At 52.3% G+C, this 15,189-nt stretch carries 11 protein-coding genes; 8 read left to right on the top strand and 3 right to left on the bottom strand.

Going from position 1 to position 15,189, the window contains the following annotated elements; genetic code table 11:
• Positions 1-618 precede the first annotated feature (618 nt).
• Together DQG23_RS29485 and DQG23_RS29480 are read right to left on the bottom strand one after the other, a co-directional pair.
• On the bottom strand, positions 619-2,232 hold the full coding sequence (locus tag DQG23_RS29485) for a response regulator transcription factor (protein WP_113034632.1): 1,614 nt from the start codon (positions 2,230-2,232) through the stop codon (positions 619-621).
• Positions 2,210-4,012, bottom strand: a complete 1,803-nt coding sequence (locus DQG23_RS29480) for a sensor histidine kinase (protein ID WP_113034631.1) — start codon at positions 4,010-4,012, stop codon at positions 2,210-2,212. Before DQG23_RS29480 ends, DQG23_RS29485 begins: the two co-directional genes overlap by 23 nt.
• 183 nt (positions 4,013-4,195) lie before the next feature.
• Here DQG23_RS29480 and DQG23_RS29475 point away from each other — a divergent pair, with 183 nt between their 5' ends.
• From DQG23_RS29475 to DQG23_RS29465, 3 genes are all read left to right on the top strand, one after another.
• Entirely contained in the window at positions 4,196-5,545 is a 1,350-nt protein-coding gene (locus DQG23_RS29475) for an ABC transporter substrate-binding protein (RefSeq protein ID WP_113034630.1), read from the top strand.
• A 100-nt stretch (positions 5,546-5,645) separates the two neighbouring features.
• The gene (locus DQG23_RS29470) at positions 5,646-6,548 is read left to right on the top strand and encodes a carbohydrate ABC transporter permease (protein ID WP_113034629.1); all 903 of its coding nucleotides are present in this window, start codon (positions 5,646-5,648) and stop codon (positions 6,546-6,548) included.
• Between the two features lie 8 nt (positions 6,549-6,556).
• A complete protein-coding gene (locus DQG23_RS29465) occupies positions 6,557-7,396 on the top strand; it encodes a carbohydrate ABC transporter permease (RefSeq protein ID WP_113034628.1) in 840 nt (279 codons plus the stop codon).
• A 107-nt stretch (positions 7,397-7,503) separates the two neighbouring features.
• Here DQG23_RS29465 and DQG23_RS29460 read toward each other — a convergent pair whose 3' ends face one another.
• On the bottom strand, positions 7,504-8,382 hold the full coding sequence (locus tag DQG23_RS29460; protein WP_113034627.1) for an AraC family transcriptional regulator: 879 nt from the start codon (positions 8,380-8,382) through the stop codon (positions 7,504-7,506).
• A 372-nt stretch (positions 8,383-8,754) separates the two neighbouring features.
• Between DQG23_RS29460 and DQG23_RS29455 the strand changes: the two genes are divergently transcribed.
• The 5 genes from DQG23_RS29455 to DQG23_RS29435 all read left to right on the top strand — a co-directional run bounded on the left by DQG23_RS29455 (position 8,755) and on the right by DQG23_RS29435 (position 15,150).
• A complete protein-coding gene (locus DQG23_RS29455) occupies positions 8,755-9,507 on the top strand; it encodes an RraA family protein (RefSeq protein WP_113034626.1) in 753 nt (250 codons plus the stop codon).
• 82 nt (positions 9,508-9,589) lie between these two features.
• On the top strand, positions 9,590-10,501 hold the full coding sequence (locus DQG23_RS29450; RefSeq protein ID WP_158560754.1) for an N-acetylneuraminate lyase: 912 nt from the start codon (positions 9,590-9,592) through the stop codon (positions 10,499-10,501).
• A gap of 390 nt (positions 10,502-10,891) precedes the next feature.
• A complete protein-coding gene (locus DQG23_RS29445; protein WP_113034624.1) occupies positions 10,892-13,120 on the top strand; it encodes a helix-turn-helix domain-containing protein in 2,229 nt (742 codons plus the stop codon).
• Between the two features lie 194 nt (positions 13,121-13,314).
• On the top strand, positions 13,315-14,262 hold the full coding sequence (locus tag DQG23_RS29440; RefSeq protein WP_113034623.1) for an ABC transporter permease: 948 nt from the start codon (positions 13,315-13,317) through the stop codon (positions 14,260-14,262).
• Between the two features lie 12 nt (positions 14,263-14,274).
• Positions 14,275-15,150 carry a carbohydrate ABC transporter permease gene (locus DQG23_RS29435; protein WP_113034622.1) on the top strand — a complete coding sequence of 292 codons (876 nt, stop codon included), beginning with the start codon at positions 14,275-14,277 and terminating at the stop codon, positions 15,148-15,150.
• The last annotated feature ends 39 nt before the right edge of the window (positions 15,151-15,189 follow it).

Below are 15,189 nucleotides of genomic sequence, written 5' to 3'. Positions count from 1 at the left end.
TGTCGCATTTTTTGTACCCGCTACTGGAACTCACTGAAAAATCATTAGTTTGTCAGTGGCCTCCTGCGAAAGTGGCGTTGGAAGCTTATTTGTTCAAATATAAGAATTTATATGTTTCACCTACCAAGTGCTTATATTTCAACGGTAAACGCGCGCGTCCGAGCTTATGCTAACGAAATCGCTTTCTTCGAAAGCGTTCAGGACGGCGAAGCCGTCTATCCTTGACTCATTAGCTCTTTAAGCAGAGCATGAAAATAAGAGAATGACTTTCAGGACAACCCCGTTCATGCGGATGCCTTGGTCTTAATGGAAAAACTACAGTTAATTTAGCTTAAAAGCTGAAAAAATAGCATTTACATGGAAAAACTACAGTTAACTTTTTAGTTTTCTTCAATAATGGCCGAATCGAATAAGATTACCTGCATATTTTCCATCTATTTGCATCAAAAGCCGTGATTACAGGGAAATAGATGTAGTTTTTCCAGTTACACGACCGTGTAATGAGAGGCCTTTGGGAACCGTCCCTTAGCGGTGTTAATCCAGGTATGAAACTGATCCGGCAGAAATAGCGGTTGAGAATTTACTGGTTCCATGACAAGGCGGTGTCCGGCTGACCTACTACCCCTGCTGGCGAAACACGGAGGGGGTGAGACCGACTTTTTTCTTGAAAAGCCGGCTAAAATATTTTTCGTCCTGATAACCGATCCGGCTGGCGATCTCATAGGTTTTGAGATTGGTGGCGAGCAGCAGCTGCTTCGCTTTCTCGATGCGGACATGCGTGACGTAGTCGGTGACGTTCACGCCCTCCACCTGTTTGAACAGAAAGCTGAGGTACACCGGCGACACGTAAACCTCTCTGGCGACGCTTTCCAAGGAGAGGTTGCTGTCATACCGGGTATCCAGTATCGCCTTCGCCGCCTCGATAACGTGATGCTTGCCCGATTTGCGCATGTCCACGGTGAGCTTCAGCAGCTCGCGGAGAAAGGAGCCGCATATGCCGTGCAAAGTCTCGAGAGTTGCGGCCGTAAAAACCGACTGGATGTGCGCGGAGGTGAGCAGCTGGCCCGGCTGAAGCTTCGGATGCAGCTCCGCGATGACATTGGCGGCCGACATCATGGCTTGCAGGCTTTCCGTCTTGGTCAACTGGACGGGCATCTCGCGTTCGTGAAAGCCGGCGAAAAACGACTGCAGCCACGCTTCCAGCTCCAAGTCGTTCCCGATCTTCAGCGCCATGCACAGCCGTTCGTGCGCAGCCGAAGCGTAAAGCTCGTCCGGAGCCCGTCCGGCCGATTGGCCCTGCGCCGTCTTGGCCGACGTTTCCCAATCAATCTCCTCGATAAAAATAACCTCGCCGGGTCCGGTGTAATACTGGTACTCCAGCGCCGTTTTCGCTTGGTCGTAGGCCGCTTTGCCGTCCTTCGCCAGCCGTTCGCAGGCCGCCCCCACCCCGGCGGTGACGATGTACCGCAAGGTTTGCCTGATGTTGGCCGCCGTTTGCAGCAAATCTCCGCGCAAGGCATCGATCGAACCCGGGATTTGCGCGATGACGGCAACGCGGTCCGGCTGATCCCAGATCATACACTTTTGCTCCCAATGCCTTAACGTTTCGTCGATAATATTTTCGATCGCGAATTTCATCAGCTGTTCGCCATCGTATGGATAAAGGCGCGGCGCTTCCGGATCCTGCCCGATCTGCAGCAAAATGACCCGGAACGGCTGAAGACTAAGCGGTACGCCGAGGGAGGACGTTTTTTCCGCGAACAGCGGCTCGCTGACCTTGGCGCCCTCAAGCAAGCTTCTGACGAACCGTTCGCGAAGCACCGGCAAATTTTCCTTCTGCTGCCGATTATGCCGGTTTTCCTGCTCCCACTCCGCCTTCAGCTTCATCATCACGGTGCGCAGCTTGTCCGTATCCGGGGGCTTCAGCAAATAATCGGAGGCGCCCAACTGAAGCGCCTGCCGGGCATAGTCGAATTCATCATGCCCGCTCAAAATGACCGATTTGATCGGCCATTGCCTCTTATGGATTTCCGTCAGCAGCTCGAGGCCTCCCATTACGGGCATTCGGCAATCGACGAGAATGACGTCCGGCCGGGCCAGCTTCATCTGTTCCAGCGCCTGGGCGCCGTTCTCCGCCGGCGGCAGCCATTCGAAGCCGTATTCCTCCCATGGAAGCAAAACGCGGAGCCCTGTTGTCACGATAATTTCGTCATCGATGGCCATGATTTTCATAGAGGCGCCTCCATTGCTCTTCGTCTTCGATGATCGGGATGCGTACGGTCACGATCGTCCCGGCGCCGGGGCTGCTGGCGATTTGCAGGGCGAAAGCGGGACCGAACATCATCTGCAGCCGCTCGTTCACATTGCGCAGCCCGTATCCTCCCTTGCTGCGCGCAGGAATGTGCAGCAGCAGCTCCACCTGCTCCGCGCTCATGCCGCAGCCGTTATCCTGCACGGTCCATACGATCGCATCGTCCGCAATATGGCCTCTGATCGACAAGAGCCCTTGCCGGTATGCCGAAGGCTCGAAAGCGTGTAAAATCGCATTTTCGACGACAGGCTGGAGCAGCAGCTTCATCGTGTAGTAACCGCCGATCGCAGGGTCGATATCGAATAGGGGAACGAACCGGTTCGGAAACCGCGCATGCTGGATGTTGACATATGCCTGGATCTGCTTGATCTCGTTCTCCAGCTTGTAGAAGTCCTCGCCCTTGTTGAGCGAGAGCCGAAACAACTCGCTGAGGGAATGAACCACTTGCGCGGTTCGGTCGTCCCCGTTGATTTTGGCGTTGAAAAAAATGTAATCGAGCGTGTTGTACAAAAAATGCGGCTCGATTTGCGCCTGCAGCGTCCGCAGCTCGATCATGCGCTGATTCGTCTGGCTGATGTACACCTTCTCGATCAGGTCGTTCAAATCATGCACCATTTCGTTGTACTTTTGCGTCAGATGCCCGATTTCGTCCCGCGATCGGACGGCCAGCTCGGGGTGCGGCTGTCCGAGCTTGAAGCTGTTCATCGACTTGAGCAGCCGCTTGATCGGGGACGTGATCCCCCGCGAGAGCACGACGGAAAGCGCAACCGCTATAAGAATAAGCGATAGCGACAACGCGACGGTCATACCAAGCATGATGCCGTGCTGTCTGCGGATGTCTTCCATCGGCGTCAGGCTGACGACGGTCCAACCGTACGGCTCGATGAAGCTGCTGGCGGCTAAATACGTTTTTTTGCCGATCGCGTACTCGAACGTTTCGTCCGTCCGCTGCAGCCGTTTAATTTCACCGACATTGTCCTTCAGCCGGTTGCTCACGGCGATATCGTCGAATTTGCTGGCGATCAGATGGTAATTGTCGTCGAACAACAGCAAATTCGTCGTCTGGTTGATCTGCACGTCCTGTATGAGGCTTTTCATCGCATCCCGCTTTACGCCGAGGAAGAACATGCCGAGTTTTTTGTCCGTATCGTACATGCTGACGATCTGCCTGTTCAGAATGATGTCGTCGTAATTTTGGCCGAAAATAAACAGCGGAGCCCCCGAATAATCCCAGTGCGGCTCGCCGCTGCGCGCAGCCGTGGCGACGTAAAGCGGGGATTCCTTGAACTCCCCGTAAGGCACGACCTGCCGGTAGTATTGCGAAAAGTCGCGGAACAGCAAATCGTTCTCCCCATACATGATGAGGAAGGAAATATACGTTTTGGCCTGCTTCAAATTGTTCAAAACATTATAAATCGTCTTTTGCGGGTCGGCGCCCCCGGAAGGAGAAGGCTGGCTGAGCAGCGTTTGGATCGTTTCATTCTGCACGATATAAGAGGACAGGTCGGTCGCATCGTCGAGCATGCCTTTAATATTGCCGGCTGTCAGCCGCACGGTTTGCGCTTGATTTTGCGTCGTCTGCTTCTCCAGAAACCGCGTCGCAATCAAATAAGAGAAGGTGCCGATCGCGATGACGGGTATCAGGACAAGAGTCAGAAAGGAGACAAGCATCTTGGTTTGCAGCTTTGTGAAAGAAAGCATAAGTTCTCCTTGTGAACAGGGATTTTCCGGCTGGCTTTTATTATAAAACGTAGCTGGAACAGGCGGAAGGGGATCGCGGCATCCTCTAAATTTAGTCCGCCAAATCTTGATATTGTCTCCTTGTTGCGCCGTTCGCTTATCCGTTACGATGAATTTGTTCCAAAATCGCAAGGAGGGGTAACGATGCAGCGGTTCAGAAAATATGGGGTTTCCGCGATGGCTGCGGCTTTGTCGCTAAGCGTGCTGCTGGCGGGCTGCGGCGGCTCGGGAGAGAAAAAGACGGCGGAACCGACGCTGGGCACCGTGGACTGGAAGACGGTGAAGGCGGATATCCGCTTTATTTTCCCGGGGACGTCCGAGGCCGAGAAAGTGCTGGCCGAGCAGTTCAAATCGAAGATGAAAGAGAAATATCCGGGCGTCAACATCGAATACATGTACTTGTCGTGGCAGGACATGGAGAAGAAGCTGTCCGTCATGCTTGCCTCGAACGATTTTCCGGATATGACGATGACGCAGGACGTAACGAATTTGGTGCAGATGAACGGCTTGGAGGATCTCTCTCCTTACATCGGCAGGAAGGGAACCGCTTTGAAGAAAGAAGACTTCCTTCCGGGGACGCTGGAATATTCGATGGTCGGCGACAGCATTTACTCCATCCCGAGTCTGGCCAATTCCTTCACCCTGATGGTCAACGAAAAAATGCTGAACAACGCCGGGATGAAGCTGGAGGAGCTTCAAACGTGGGCTGACGTGGAGAAGGCCGCCCAGCTTATGACGAAGGACGGCAAATACGGCTACGGCTATCCGCTCGGCGTCGCCCGCTTTGCCTTCCGCGGTCCGTTCACGGCCGGCTACAGCAACGGGCTGCTGCTTAACGATACGAGCGAAGCGGCGAAGAAGAAGTACCTGGAAACGCTGGAGCATTTCAAGAAGCTCGAGCCGTACCAGCCGAAAGCGCATACGACCTGGGGAGCCCCAGAGGCGTTCCGGGCGTTCAGTAACGAAGAAGTGGGCATGACGCCGGCTGGGACGTATTTTTCCGCTAATGCGTACAGCATCAATCCTGAGATTCTTAAGGTGACCCGGGCGATCGCTTATCCGAAGGGGCCTTCCGGCGACAAAGCGCAAGCTCCCGTATCCAGCGTAGGGGTCGGCATGTTCAAGGGCAGCAAAAATAAAGAAGTCGTATGGAGGCTGATCGAAGAATGGTCGTCGCCGGAATTCAACACGACGCAGGCCGCCACGATCAACGTAACGGCCGTCAAAAACGCCAGCTTGGACGATATCGTCAAAAAAGCGGAAGCGGTATTCCCTAAATCGATCGACGGCCACAAGCGTATTTTGCAGGATATGAACGGCATTTTAGCCAAGAACGGCGTTCAAATGGCTACGATCGTGGGACAACCCGAGATGGAAACGATCTTCCAGGAGCAGATGGCCAAATACCTGCTGGATAAAATGTCAACCGAGGAAGCCTATCAGGCGATCAAGGACGGCATCGACAAAGTGAAGGACAAGTATAAAAGCAAATAAATCGATCGACGCGCGATTGCCATAGGGAAAAGAGCTGCGCTTGCACAAGCTGGAGCCGGCTCGCTCCCGGCGTTCGCCGGTTCGGACGGGAGGACGGCAAGTGAAAAGCGCAACCTTTACCCGGACGCAGCGCAAACAGATGACTTTCGGCTATTTGCTGCTGTCGCCAGTTGTGTTATACATCGTTATTTTTCAATTTTATCCGCTGTTTGAAACGATCCGGCTCAGCTTTTTCGATTACTCGCTGCTGCACGGCAAGGGGATGACATTCGCGGGACTCGGCAACTACAAGGATTTGCTGACGGCGGACGATCATTTCTGGAGTATTTTCCGCAACAGCATACTATGGGTATTCGGCTCCATGATCCTTCAGTTCTTGCTCGCCGTACCGGCCGCGGTGCTTCTGAACCGGAAGCTGCGGCTGAGGGGATTGTGGCGCGGGCTCCTTATGGTTCCCTGGGTTTCGCCGGTCGTCATCGTCGGCATCGTATGGAAGTGGATTTATGACGGGCAATACGGACTGATGAACGAATATTTGAAGCTGCTGCATGTGCTTCAGGACAACATCGTTTGGTTAGGCGACGCCTTCTGGGTATGGCCGGCGCTTCTTCTCACTTCGACGTGGAAAGGCTTCCCGTACATTACGCTCATGATGCTTTCCGGCTTGCAGGGCATATCGGGCGAGATGAAGGAAGCGGCCCATATCGATGGGGCTACGGCCTGGCAGCGGTTCCGCTTCGTTACGCTGCCGCTTCTGAAGCCGATTATGTATGTCACCGGCATGGTGTCGATCATCGGCTCCTGGACCAAATTCGAGATGATTTGGGCGCTTACGAACGGCGGCCCCGGTTATGCGACCAGCATTTTGCCTACATATCTGTACACGCAAGCATTCGTTTATTTGGATCTCGGCAAGGGAGCCGCCGTCGGCACGCTGTCGATGCTGTTCGTGCTGGCGATTATCGCCGCGTACGCCGGCTTGTTCGGCAAAGATAACACATGAGGTGAACCATGAAAGAAACCAACTGGGCGAGAACTTGGAAATACGCAAGTCTATTCGTATTGATGGCGTTTACGCTGCTCCCTTTTATGTGGCTGCTGGATACGACGTTTAAGGAGAAGGAAGCCATCTTCGCGGCGACGCCGACATGGATCATCGACCCTCTTACATTTGAACATTACGCATGGGCGCTGGGCAAAAGCGGGATGCAGCTGGGCAAGCTGCTGGCCAACTCCGCGATTGCCTGCTCCGTCACCGCCCTGCTTACCGGAATAATCGCCTGTATCAGCGGATATGGCTTGGCCAGATACCGGGTGCCCGGCATCGGCCTGATTCTCGCGCTGCTTGTATTGGCGCAAATGATTCAAGGGCCGATCATTATGATTCCTTGGTACAAGGTCGCATCGGCTCTCGCGCTGTTAAATACGAAGACGCTGCTGGTGCTTATATACGGCACGATGACGATACCGGTCGGGGTATGGATCATGAGCGGATTTTTCAAGGTCATCCCGATCGATCTCGAAGAGGCGGCTCTGATCGACGGCGCGACGAAATTCCAGACGTTAAGCCGCATCATCGTGCCGCTTGCGATGCCGGGACTGGTGGCGGTTTGCTTGTACAGCTTTATTCTGGGATGGAACGATTATCAGTACTCGCTCATCTTCACCAATTCGCTGGACGCCAAGACGGTCCAGGTCGGCATCGCCGAGGTCATGGACAGCATGGGCCAAACGAATTGGGGCGGGATTTTGGCGAGCGGCGTCATTATTGTGCTGCCGATCATCGTATTGTTTTCGATCATTCAGAAATTTCTCGTGGAGGGCTTGACCGCCGGCAGCGTGAAAGGGTAAGGATCGCGCTGCTCCGGTATGCCGCGCAGCTCCAGGCGCACGGTGTTTCGCCGCATGATGGCGGGGACGTCAGGCCGGTCGATCGCATGCGGATAAGAATCCTGCCGTTACAGGTCGGCTTGCGGCCTCTCGCTCCATTTTTTCCGGTATACGGAGGGGGAGACGCCTTTCTGATGGTTGAACACGCGGGAGAAGCTTGCGAACGAACGGAAGCCGACTTCCAGCGCAATATCGGTAATCGCCATGTGACTGGATTGGAGCAGGCTGCATGCTTGGCGTATTCGCAGCTCATGAATGAATTCGATGAAGCTGGTCCCGAGATGGCGCTTCAGCAGCATGCTTAAATTCGGCACGCTGAAGTGAAACAGCTTCGCAAGCTCGGCAAGCGTCAACGGTTCCCGGTAATGCTGGTGAATGTAGTGGATGATTTCCCAAATCGCGGAGTCGTTCGGGCTCCGGCCGGCAGCAGCGGATTGATTTTGGCGGCAGCGTATGCGGTCGAACAAAGCGAGTATCTCGAACAGCATGGATGTCAAAACAAGCGGCTTCCACCGTTCATTCCGATTGTATTCCGTCTGCATCCGGTCGAATAAACCAAGCATTTCGCGGAATTGTTCGGGATGAAGCTGGACAAAAGGCGCCGTTTCACCCTCGTCCTCACGCAGCAAGCACTGCCCGAATTCACGATACGGCGCATTCAGCAGCAGCCCCATATCGAAATTGCAAACGTACAGCAGAAGCTGCGAATCTTTTGCCGCCTGAAGCTCATGAATCTGATAAGGGAGCAGAAAGGTTATCGTTCCCGGCTCCAAAGCGTGCAGCGTCCCGTTAACCATTTCGCTTCCGCGTCCTTCGACGACTAGACCGAGCTCCAGGAAGTCGTGCCGATGAGGCGGCACCTTGTTATTCACTTTTTTGACGAGATAGAAAGGAAAACGGTCTTTGTTCGGGTAATCCGTGAGCACGGAAGGGATGACGGATGGCATGATCGTACCCCCATAATCTTTTATACGTTCCGGGGTTCCTCGCTAAGCCTTCTTAACGAAGGGGTTATTTCAGTATATCGAAAAAAATGAGAGGAATCGAGAAAATCTGGAACGTATCCGAAGAAAAACGCGGCTATGATCTATATATTCGGCACAAATAACATGGAAAGGCGTAGTGAAACGGAGCAAGAAACAACCATGGCAGGCGAGTTTTGGCTTTGCGTTTCGACAATCCGAAGGCCTATCCAATAGAGGAAACGCAAAACAAGATGTTTGAAGCAGGCCATGTATGTTCTTGTGCAGGGGAACGTGCCTTCTGAATCTTTTGTGCTGATTATATAGATATGCAAAAGAAGGGAGCGGGTATCGGCAATGAGCGAACAGCGCCTGGCTCACAGCGAGCTGCTTAAGTTGAAAAGATGGAATACGCCGACTATTTACAATGGATGGGAAGCGATAACGAAGCATGACATTACGCAAGGATTCAATATGGAGGAGACGCGGGATTATATGCCGCAGATGGGGGCGATGATCGGTTATGCCGTAACCGTGCAAATCGAACCGAGCAACTCCTCCCACCCGAAAACTAATCCGAATGCGTGGAATGAATATCGCGAATATGTTGCCGGCATACCCGGGCCCAAAATCGTCGTTGTACAGGATTTGGATGCCCCTAGAGTGATCGGCGCATTTTGGGGAGAGGTGAATAGCAATATTCATCGTGCACTGGGCTGCATCGGCACAATCACGGACGGCGGGATCCGCGATGTCGAGGAAATGACCAATGCCGGCTTCAAGGCTTTGGCCCGCAGATTATGCGTCGGTCACGCATACAGCGCGCCGGTCCGCTGGAATTGCGAGGTTGAAGTATTCGGCTGCGCCGTTAAGCCGGGTCAGCTTATTCATGCGGACAAACACGGTTTTATAACGATTCCGAAGGAAGACGAGATGCGTTTGCTGGAGGCCGCGCGGTTCATGGACGACAATGAATGCGAAACGCTTATACCTGCAGCCAGAGGATCATCGGGCAAGCCGGCATTGGAGCTTCTTCAGGCAATCGATCATGCGGCCGGTCAATTCGGCATTCAAGTTAAGCGGAAGTACGGTAATTCCGGCGAGTGGTAAAATCGGAGCTCCCGGACTGAACATCTATAGACAAAATCACCCCGTCTTCTTCAGGCGGGATCGCGACAGGAGTGGCGGAAATATGGCATGGGCATTGGACAAATTCAAAGGGATTATTCCCGCATTGATTACGCCTTACGACGACATGGGGGAGATCAGCGAACCGGCGACCCGTAAGCTCGTCCGTCATCTGCTGCAAAAACAGGTAGACGGCTTTTACTTAAGCGGCAGTACCGGGGAAGGCTTTCTGCAGTCCGCAAGCGAACGCGAACGGTTTCTCGAGATCGTTGCGGACGAGGTACAAGGAAGCGTACCCGTTATTGCCCACGTCGGAGCGATGGATACGGCCACCTGCATAAAGCTGACGAAGCATGCCGCGCGCGCTGGTGCAGACGCGGTATCGTCTGTAGCGCCTTTTTATTATAAGCATGGTCAAGAGCAAGTTCGCGGTCATTATCTCGACATCGCGAACGCAGCGGACATTCCGCTCATCATCTATCATTTTCCGGCAATGACGGGCGTGCAATCGACAGTGCGTTTCTACGAGGAGCTTTCGAAGGAGAACAACATTGTAGGAGTCAAGTTTACGTCCAAAGACACGTTCGAGCTTCAGCAGCTGCTGGAAGCATGCGGACCGGACTTTCGCGTGTTCAACGGGCCGGACGAATGCTTGCTGGCGGGGCTCGCCGTCGGCTGCTGCGGCGCGATCGGGAGTACGTACAATATTATGCCGGAATTATTCGTCGAGCTTTACCGGAAATTCCAGGAGGGGAAGCTGGACGAAGCCCGCGTGCTGCAAGCGAAAGCGAACCGCGTCATCGCCGAATTGGTAAACTACGATTTCATCGCGTTCGAAAGGGAAATTTTGAAGCTGCAAGGAATAGAGGTCGGACTGCCGAGAAAACCGATTCAACAGCTGACGGAGGAAGAACGGCTGCAAATACGGCTGTTTGCGGAGCGGATCGACTATTTGGAAACATTTATGACACGTTGATAGTTCCCGTAGCACACCGCAGGTGTGCTATTCTTGTCTAGGGCGTGTCTGAAAACCCACTCACGGGCATCCTTCACTGCCTTTTCGCCCCCTGCTTCGTTCCGTTTGCGCAGGCCGACCCCCGGTACGCCTTCCCAAACGCGCCTTGCATGCCAGGATAAACGATTCAGCCCATCTTTGGGCGGTGGCGTTTACCGTAGCGGAATCAGCAAGGTAAAGCGTAGCTAACCTTGCTAATGGAGGAACGAAAATTCAGCAAAATCTGCTACCCTCGGAGTTTCCAGACACGCCCTAGCGGACGATGCCGCTTCCCCTTCGGCTGCTATCCTTGCGTGTTCAAAACATAAGATGACTTTTTGAACAACCACTATCGGAAAAAGGTGCGTTCGAATGCGTAAACAATGGTACTATCGGCTGCTTTTTTCCTATCTTCCCGTCTTTTTTATAGCTTCATCCGTCGTCGTAATCATTTCCATCGTTTCCGTACGTTTGACGATCGGGAATGAAGCCAAGCGGGTAAATGAGGTTGCGACGAAGCAGATGCTGTCGAGCGTCGACGATGCGCTGCGCTCTATCGATCAATTGATTTTGAAGGAGATCCTTAACAACGTAGCCTTCGATAAATTTTTCGATCCCGCCAAGGAGACGAATAAGTATTTGGATTCTCTCGAAATGAGCGACCGAATCCGTAATATCATCCATGCGACGCCTTTGATCGATTCGCTTTACTTGTACCGTTATCGAGATAATATCGTGTTAACCCGTGACGAAAGGATTTCCTTGGAGCAATTTCCGGACAAAGAATTCCTTATGCAGACATTGCGCAATCCGCCCAAGTCGAAGTGGTCCGATTTACGGGAAGTTTCGGAAATAAACGTGTACTCGAATGAAAAAATAATCCGCAAAGTCGTGACGCTGACAAGTAAAGTCCCGACGATATCCGGAGGACAAGGACTGATAGTAGTAAATGTCCGTCCTTATGCCATTCAGTCGATGATCGAGCAGATGGCCAACGCCCAGTACAGTCTTCTGGACTTCGTCGATATGAACAACGCATCCATCGCTTCCATTCGAGAAACCGCCGATGCGGCAGGGAAGATAGAGAAAAACCGCCATTCTTTTGTCGTTTCGTCAGAATATACAGGGTGGAGTATGCATAGCTCCATCAACAATGACAAGGTTTACGGCTTCAGTTCGGCCATTTTCTATATTTGCTTCGCGTCATGGGTGTTCGCCATCGCTTTCGGCGCCTATTGGATATACGTCGTTACCCGAAGAAACTACAAGCCGATCGAAGCGTTGACAGGCCGGCTGGAGCAATTCAAAGCGCAAAAAAGGCTGAAGCTCCTCGGAAATGAAAAGCACGGCGAATTTGACGTGATCGAAGCCGCGATCGATCAACTGATAGACCAGTTCGATTATCAGCAGCTCCATAGAGAAGAAAATAAGAAGTATCGTCAAAGGAAATTGCTTCTTGAACTGCTTGAAGGAAATGCGGACCGAAACGATGAATGGATCGCCGGAATGGCGGAAGAACGGTACCCTTCTTGCATCGCTTTGGTTGAAATCGACCACTACGCCAAATTTGCGGCGACGTACAATAAAAGAGACCAATATTTGTTGAAATATGCGGTCGAATGCGTATTCCGGGAAGTTTCGCAAAAGCATGACATGCAGATATGGGCGGAATGGCTGCAGGGGAATCAAATGGCCGTTTTGTTTCGCTGCAAAAAGTTGGATTCGAAGGCGGAAGTTATTTCGCAGGAAATATCCGACTGGGTACGCGAAAATTTGGATTTCACAATCACCATCGGGGTCGGAATGCCGGTGCAAGAGATTGAGGATATCGCCGATTCCTACGAATCCGCCTTGAAATCGGTCAAAATGAAATTCAAGTTAGGCAGCAACCGGGTAATCGTCTCGGAAAGCATCCATCACATAAACGAAGAGGAATTGGTCGTCCAGCCGCAGACGCTGCGGGCGATCGCCCAGACGTTCCGGCAGGGAGATCCCCGGTGGTCGGGCATACTCGACGAATTCGTCCATCAGACTACGGAATCGAATGCCTCCAAAGATAACGTGCTCAACATGCTCAACCTCGTCTTGTTTTCCGTTGACCGTGAAATGGGAGAGACGTCATCCGATCTTAAAACCATTTGGAAGAACGGACTTGGCCGTTTGAATGAAATGATGGAGCCGGTGGAGACGGAGAGGGAGCTGTACCAATCTTTTTATAAAGAAATGAATGAAATATTCGAAGCAATGAATAAACGAAAAGACGGAAATTCCCAAACGGCATTGATCTACAAAGTCAGGAGCTATTTGGACGAGCGATATGAGGATCCCGATATGTCGTTAACGGAGCTGGGCGATCGTTTTCAAATAAACCCCAGTTTTTTGAGCCGGATTTTCAAGGAAGAGATCGGGGTCAATATTACGGATTATTTGATCGCAACCCGGGTCGAAAAAGCGAAGCAGCTGCTGAGGGATACGCAAGACACTGTGCAGAGCATATCGGCCAAGGTCGGTTATGTTCACGCCATTTCGTTTATTCGAGCGTTCAAGAAAACGACGGGACTTACGCCCGGCGAGTTTAGGAAAATATCGGCGGAAGGCTAATTCTCCCGGCCGATCTATCCGGTAAAAATATGTTTATGCGGCTTCTTTCGGCTTTCGGACGCTCCTCCGGAAGGCCGGAGCGAAGCCTTTTTTTGTCCGATCTACATAGAAAAAACGTGTATATTGTGCGAAACGTCCCCCTTTCCGTATAGTGAGTACAAATCCGCAGACGATCAAGTAAAGGAGCAGACATAATGAGATCAGCAGTCGCTGCTGCGAAAAAGGGAGCACGTACGAATCCCGGGCGAATCAGGCTATGGAAGTCCAATGTCCCTCTATGGGTGATGTTTTTGCCGGTCCTGATTTACTTCATCCTATTCAAATATTTGCCGATGGGGGGGATCGTCATTGCCTTTAAGGATTACCATTTCCGGGAGGGCATCTGGAACAGTCCTTGGGCGGGATTCAAGCATTTCGAAATGCTTTGGAGCAGTCCGGATTTTATGAAGGTGCTTCGAAATACGATCGTAATCAGCGTAGTCGGCTTCGCGATCGGCTTTCCGTTTCCGATTCTCCTGGCCGTTCTTCTGAATGAAATTCGCAAACGGTGGTACAAGAAGATCGTCCAGACGCTCATCTATTTGCCGCATTTTCTTTCCATGGTTATCGTCACCGGCATCGTGATCACGGTTTTTTCCTCGGGCGGGGCGGTGAACGAGTTGGCGCAGACGCTTCTGGGACGGGATGAACCGATTCCTTTCCTCTATAAGATTCCGACCTGGCTTGGGGTCTATTTCGGTTCGGGCGTTTGGCAGGAAGCCGGATTTTCCGCAATCATATACTTGGCGGCGTTATCTTCCGTGGATCCGAGCTTATACGAAGCCGCTGCCATGGACGGAGCCCCGAAGTGGAAACAAATTTGGCATATTACGCTGCCGGGAATTCGTTCGACGATCGTCGTGATGTTCATTCTGCAGATGGGCAAGCTGATCGATGTGGGCTTCGACAAAGTTTACATGTTGTCCAATCCTGCTGTTTCGCAAATATCGGATGTTATCTCCACTTACGTTTACCGGGTGGGACTCCAGGGCGGGCAATTCAGTTTTACCGCAGCGGTCGGGCTGTTCGAGTCGGTGATCGGTCTCGTTCTGGTGCTCGGCGCTAACGCAATGGCTCGCAAATTCGATCAAGGATTGTTCTAACGGGAGGCTATCATGAAACCGACGCTAGGGGAAAAAGTTTTTTACGGCGTAAACGCACTGCTGCTAGGGGGTTGGGCGTTAAGCGCGCTGTTTCCTCTGCTTTATATCATCTCGCTCTCCTTCAGCAGCAATCATGCCATTTTGGCTGGGGACGTATTTTTATGGCCCGTGGGATTCAGCTGGGATTCTTACGAGGCGCTGATTAAGGGGACACGCGTACCCTCCGCTTTTATCAATAGCGTGATCATTACCGTTGTGGGAGTGGCGCTTAATATGCTGTTTACGATTTTGGCCGCGTATCCGCTCTCCAAGAAAATATTTATCGGCCGGCGCTTCATGACGCTGCTGATCGTATTTACGATGCTTTTCTCCGGCGGTCTCATTCCGAGCTATTTATTGGTCAAATCGTTAGGGATCATCGACTCGTACTGGGCCTTGTGGCTTCCCGCATTGGTGAGCGCGTACAACATGCTGATTATGAAAACATTTTTCGAGAATATTCCGGAGGAGCTGGAAAATTCGGCGCGTATAGACGGCTGCGGGGAATGGAGACTGGCCGTACAGATCGTCCTGCCGTTATCCGCTCCGGTGCTGGCCACGCTGGCTTTGTTCTACGGCGTCAGCCATTGGAACTCGTTTATGAATGTGCTCATCTATATTAACGATACGAGCAAGTACAATCTTTCCGTACTCATCCAGCAAATGGTCTCGCAATCCAACCTGATGAACGAGCTTCAAAACATACAGGAGGAAGACCGGCAGATGCTGACGCCCGAGTCCATTCGTTCCGCCGGCATGGTCGTCATGCTGATTCCGATGATTGCCGTCTATCCGCTTCTTCAAAAGCATTTCGTGAAGGGGGTGTTAATCGGCGCGGTCAAAGGTTGACTATTTTCGCCCAAATGATTCACCAAAAAAAAAGATGTC

Source organism: Paenibacillus contaminans (assembly GCF_003285015.1).
In the GTDB taxonomy this organism is placed as follows: Bacteria; Bacillota; Bacilli; order Paenibacillales; family NBRC-103111; genus Paenibacillus_V; species Paenibacillus_V contaminans.
The sequence above is the reverse complement of the archived record's forward strand: the minus strand, read 5'-3'. Positions and strand labels throughout refer to the sequence as shown.

What these genes read in the sequence shown, in the direction of transcription:
- DQG23_RS29485 (WP_113034632.1), bottom strand. Translation starts at nt 2,232, where the DNA reads ATGAAAATCATGGCCATCGATGACGAAATTATCGTGACAACAGGGCTC.
- DQG23_RS29480 (WP_113034631.1), bottom strand. Translation starts at nt 4,012, where the DNA reads ATGCTTTCTTTCACAAAGCTGCAAACCAAGATGCTTGTCTCCTTTCTG.
- DQG23_RS29475 (WP_113034630.1), top strand. Translation starts at nt 4,196, where the DNA reads ATGCAGCGGTTCAGAAAATATGGGGTTTCCGCGATGGCTGCGGCTTTG.
- DQG23_RS29465 (WP_113034628.1), top strand. Translation starts at nt 6,557, where the DNA reads ATGAAAGAAACCAACTGGGCGAGAACTTGGAAATACGCAAGTCTATTC.
- DQG23_RS29460 (WP_113034627.1), bottom strand. Translation starts at nt 8,382, where the DNA reads ATGCCATCCGTCATCCCTTCCGTGCTCACGGATTACCCGAACAAAGAC.
- DQG23_RS29455 (WP_113034626.1), top strand. Translation starts at nt 8,755, where the DNA reads ATGAGCGAACAGCGCCTGGCTCACAGCGAGCTGCTTAAGTTGAAAAGA.
- DQG23_RS29450 (WP_158560754.1), top strand. Translation starts at nt 9,590, where the DNA reads ATGGCATGGGCATTGGACAAATTCAAAGGGATTATTCCCGCATTGATT.
- DQG23_RS29445 (WP_113034624.1), top strand. Translation starts at nt 10,892, where the DNA reads ATGCGTAAACAATGGTACTATCGGCTGCTTTTTTCCTATCTTCCCGTC.
- DQG23_RS29440 (WP_113034623.1), top strand. Translation starts at nt 13,315, where the DNA reads ATGAGATCAGCAGTCGCTGCTGCGAAAAAGGGAGCACGTACGAATCCC.
- DQG23_RS29435 (WP_113034622.1), top strand. Translation starts at nt 14,275, where the DNA reads ATGAAACCGACGCTAGGGGAAAAAGTTTTTTACGGCGTAAACGCACTG.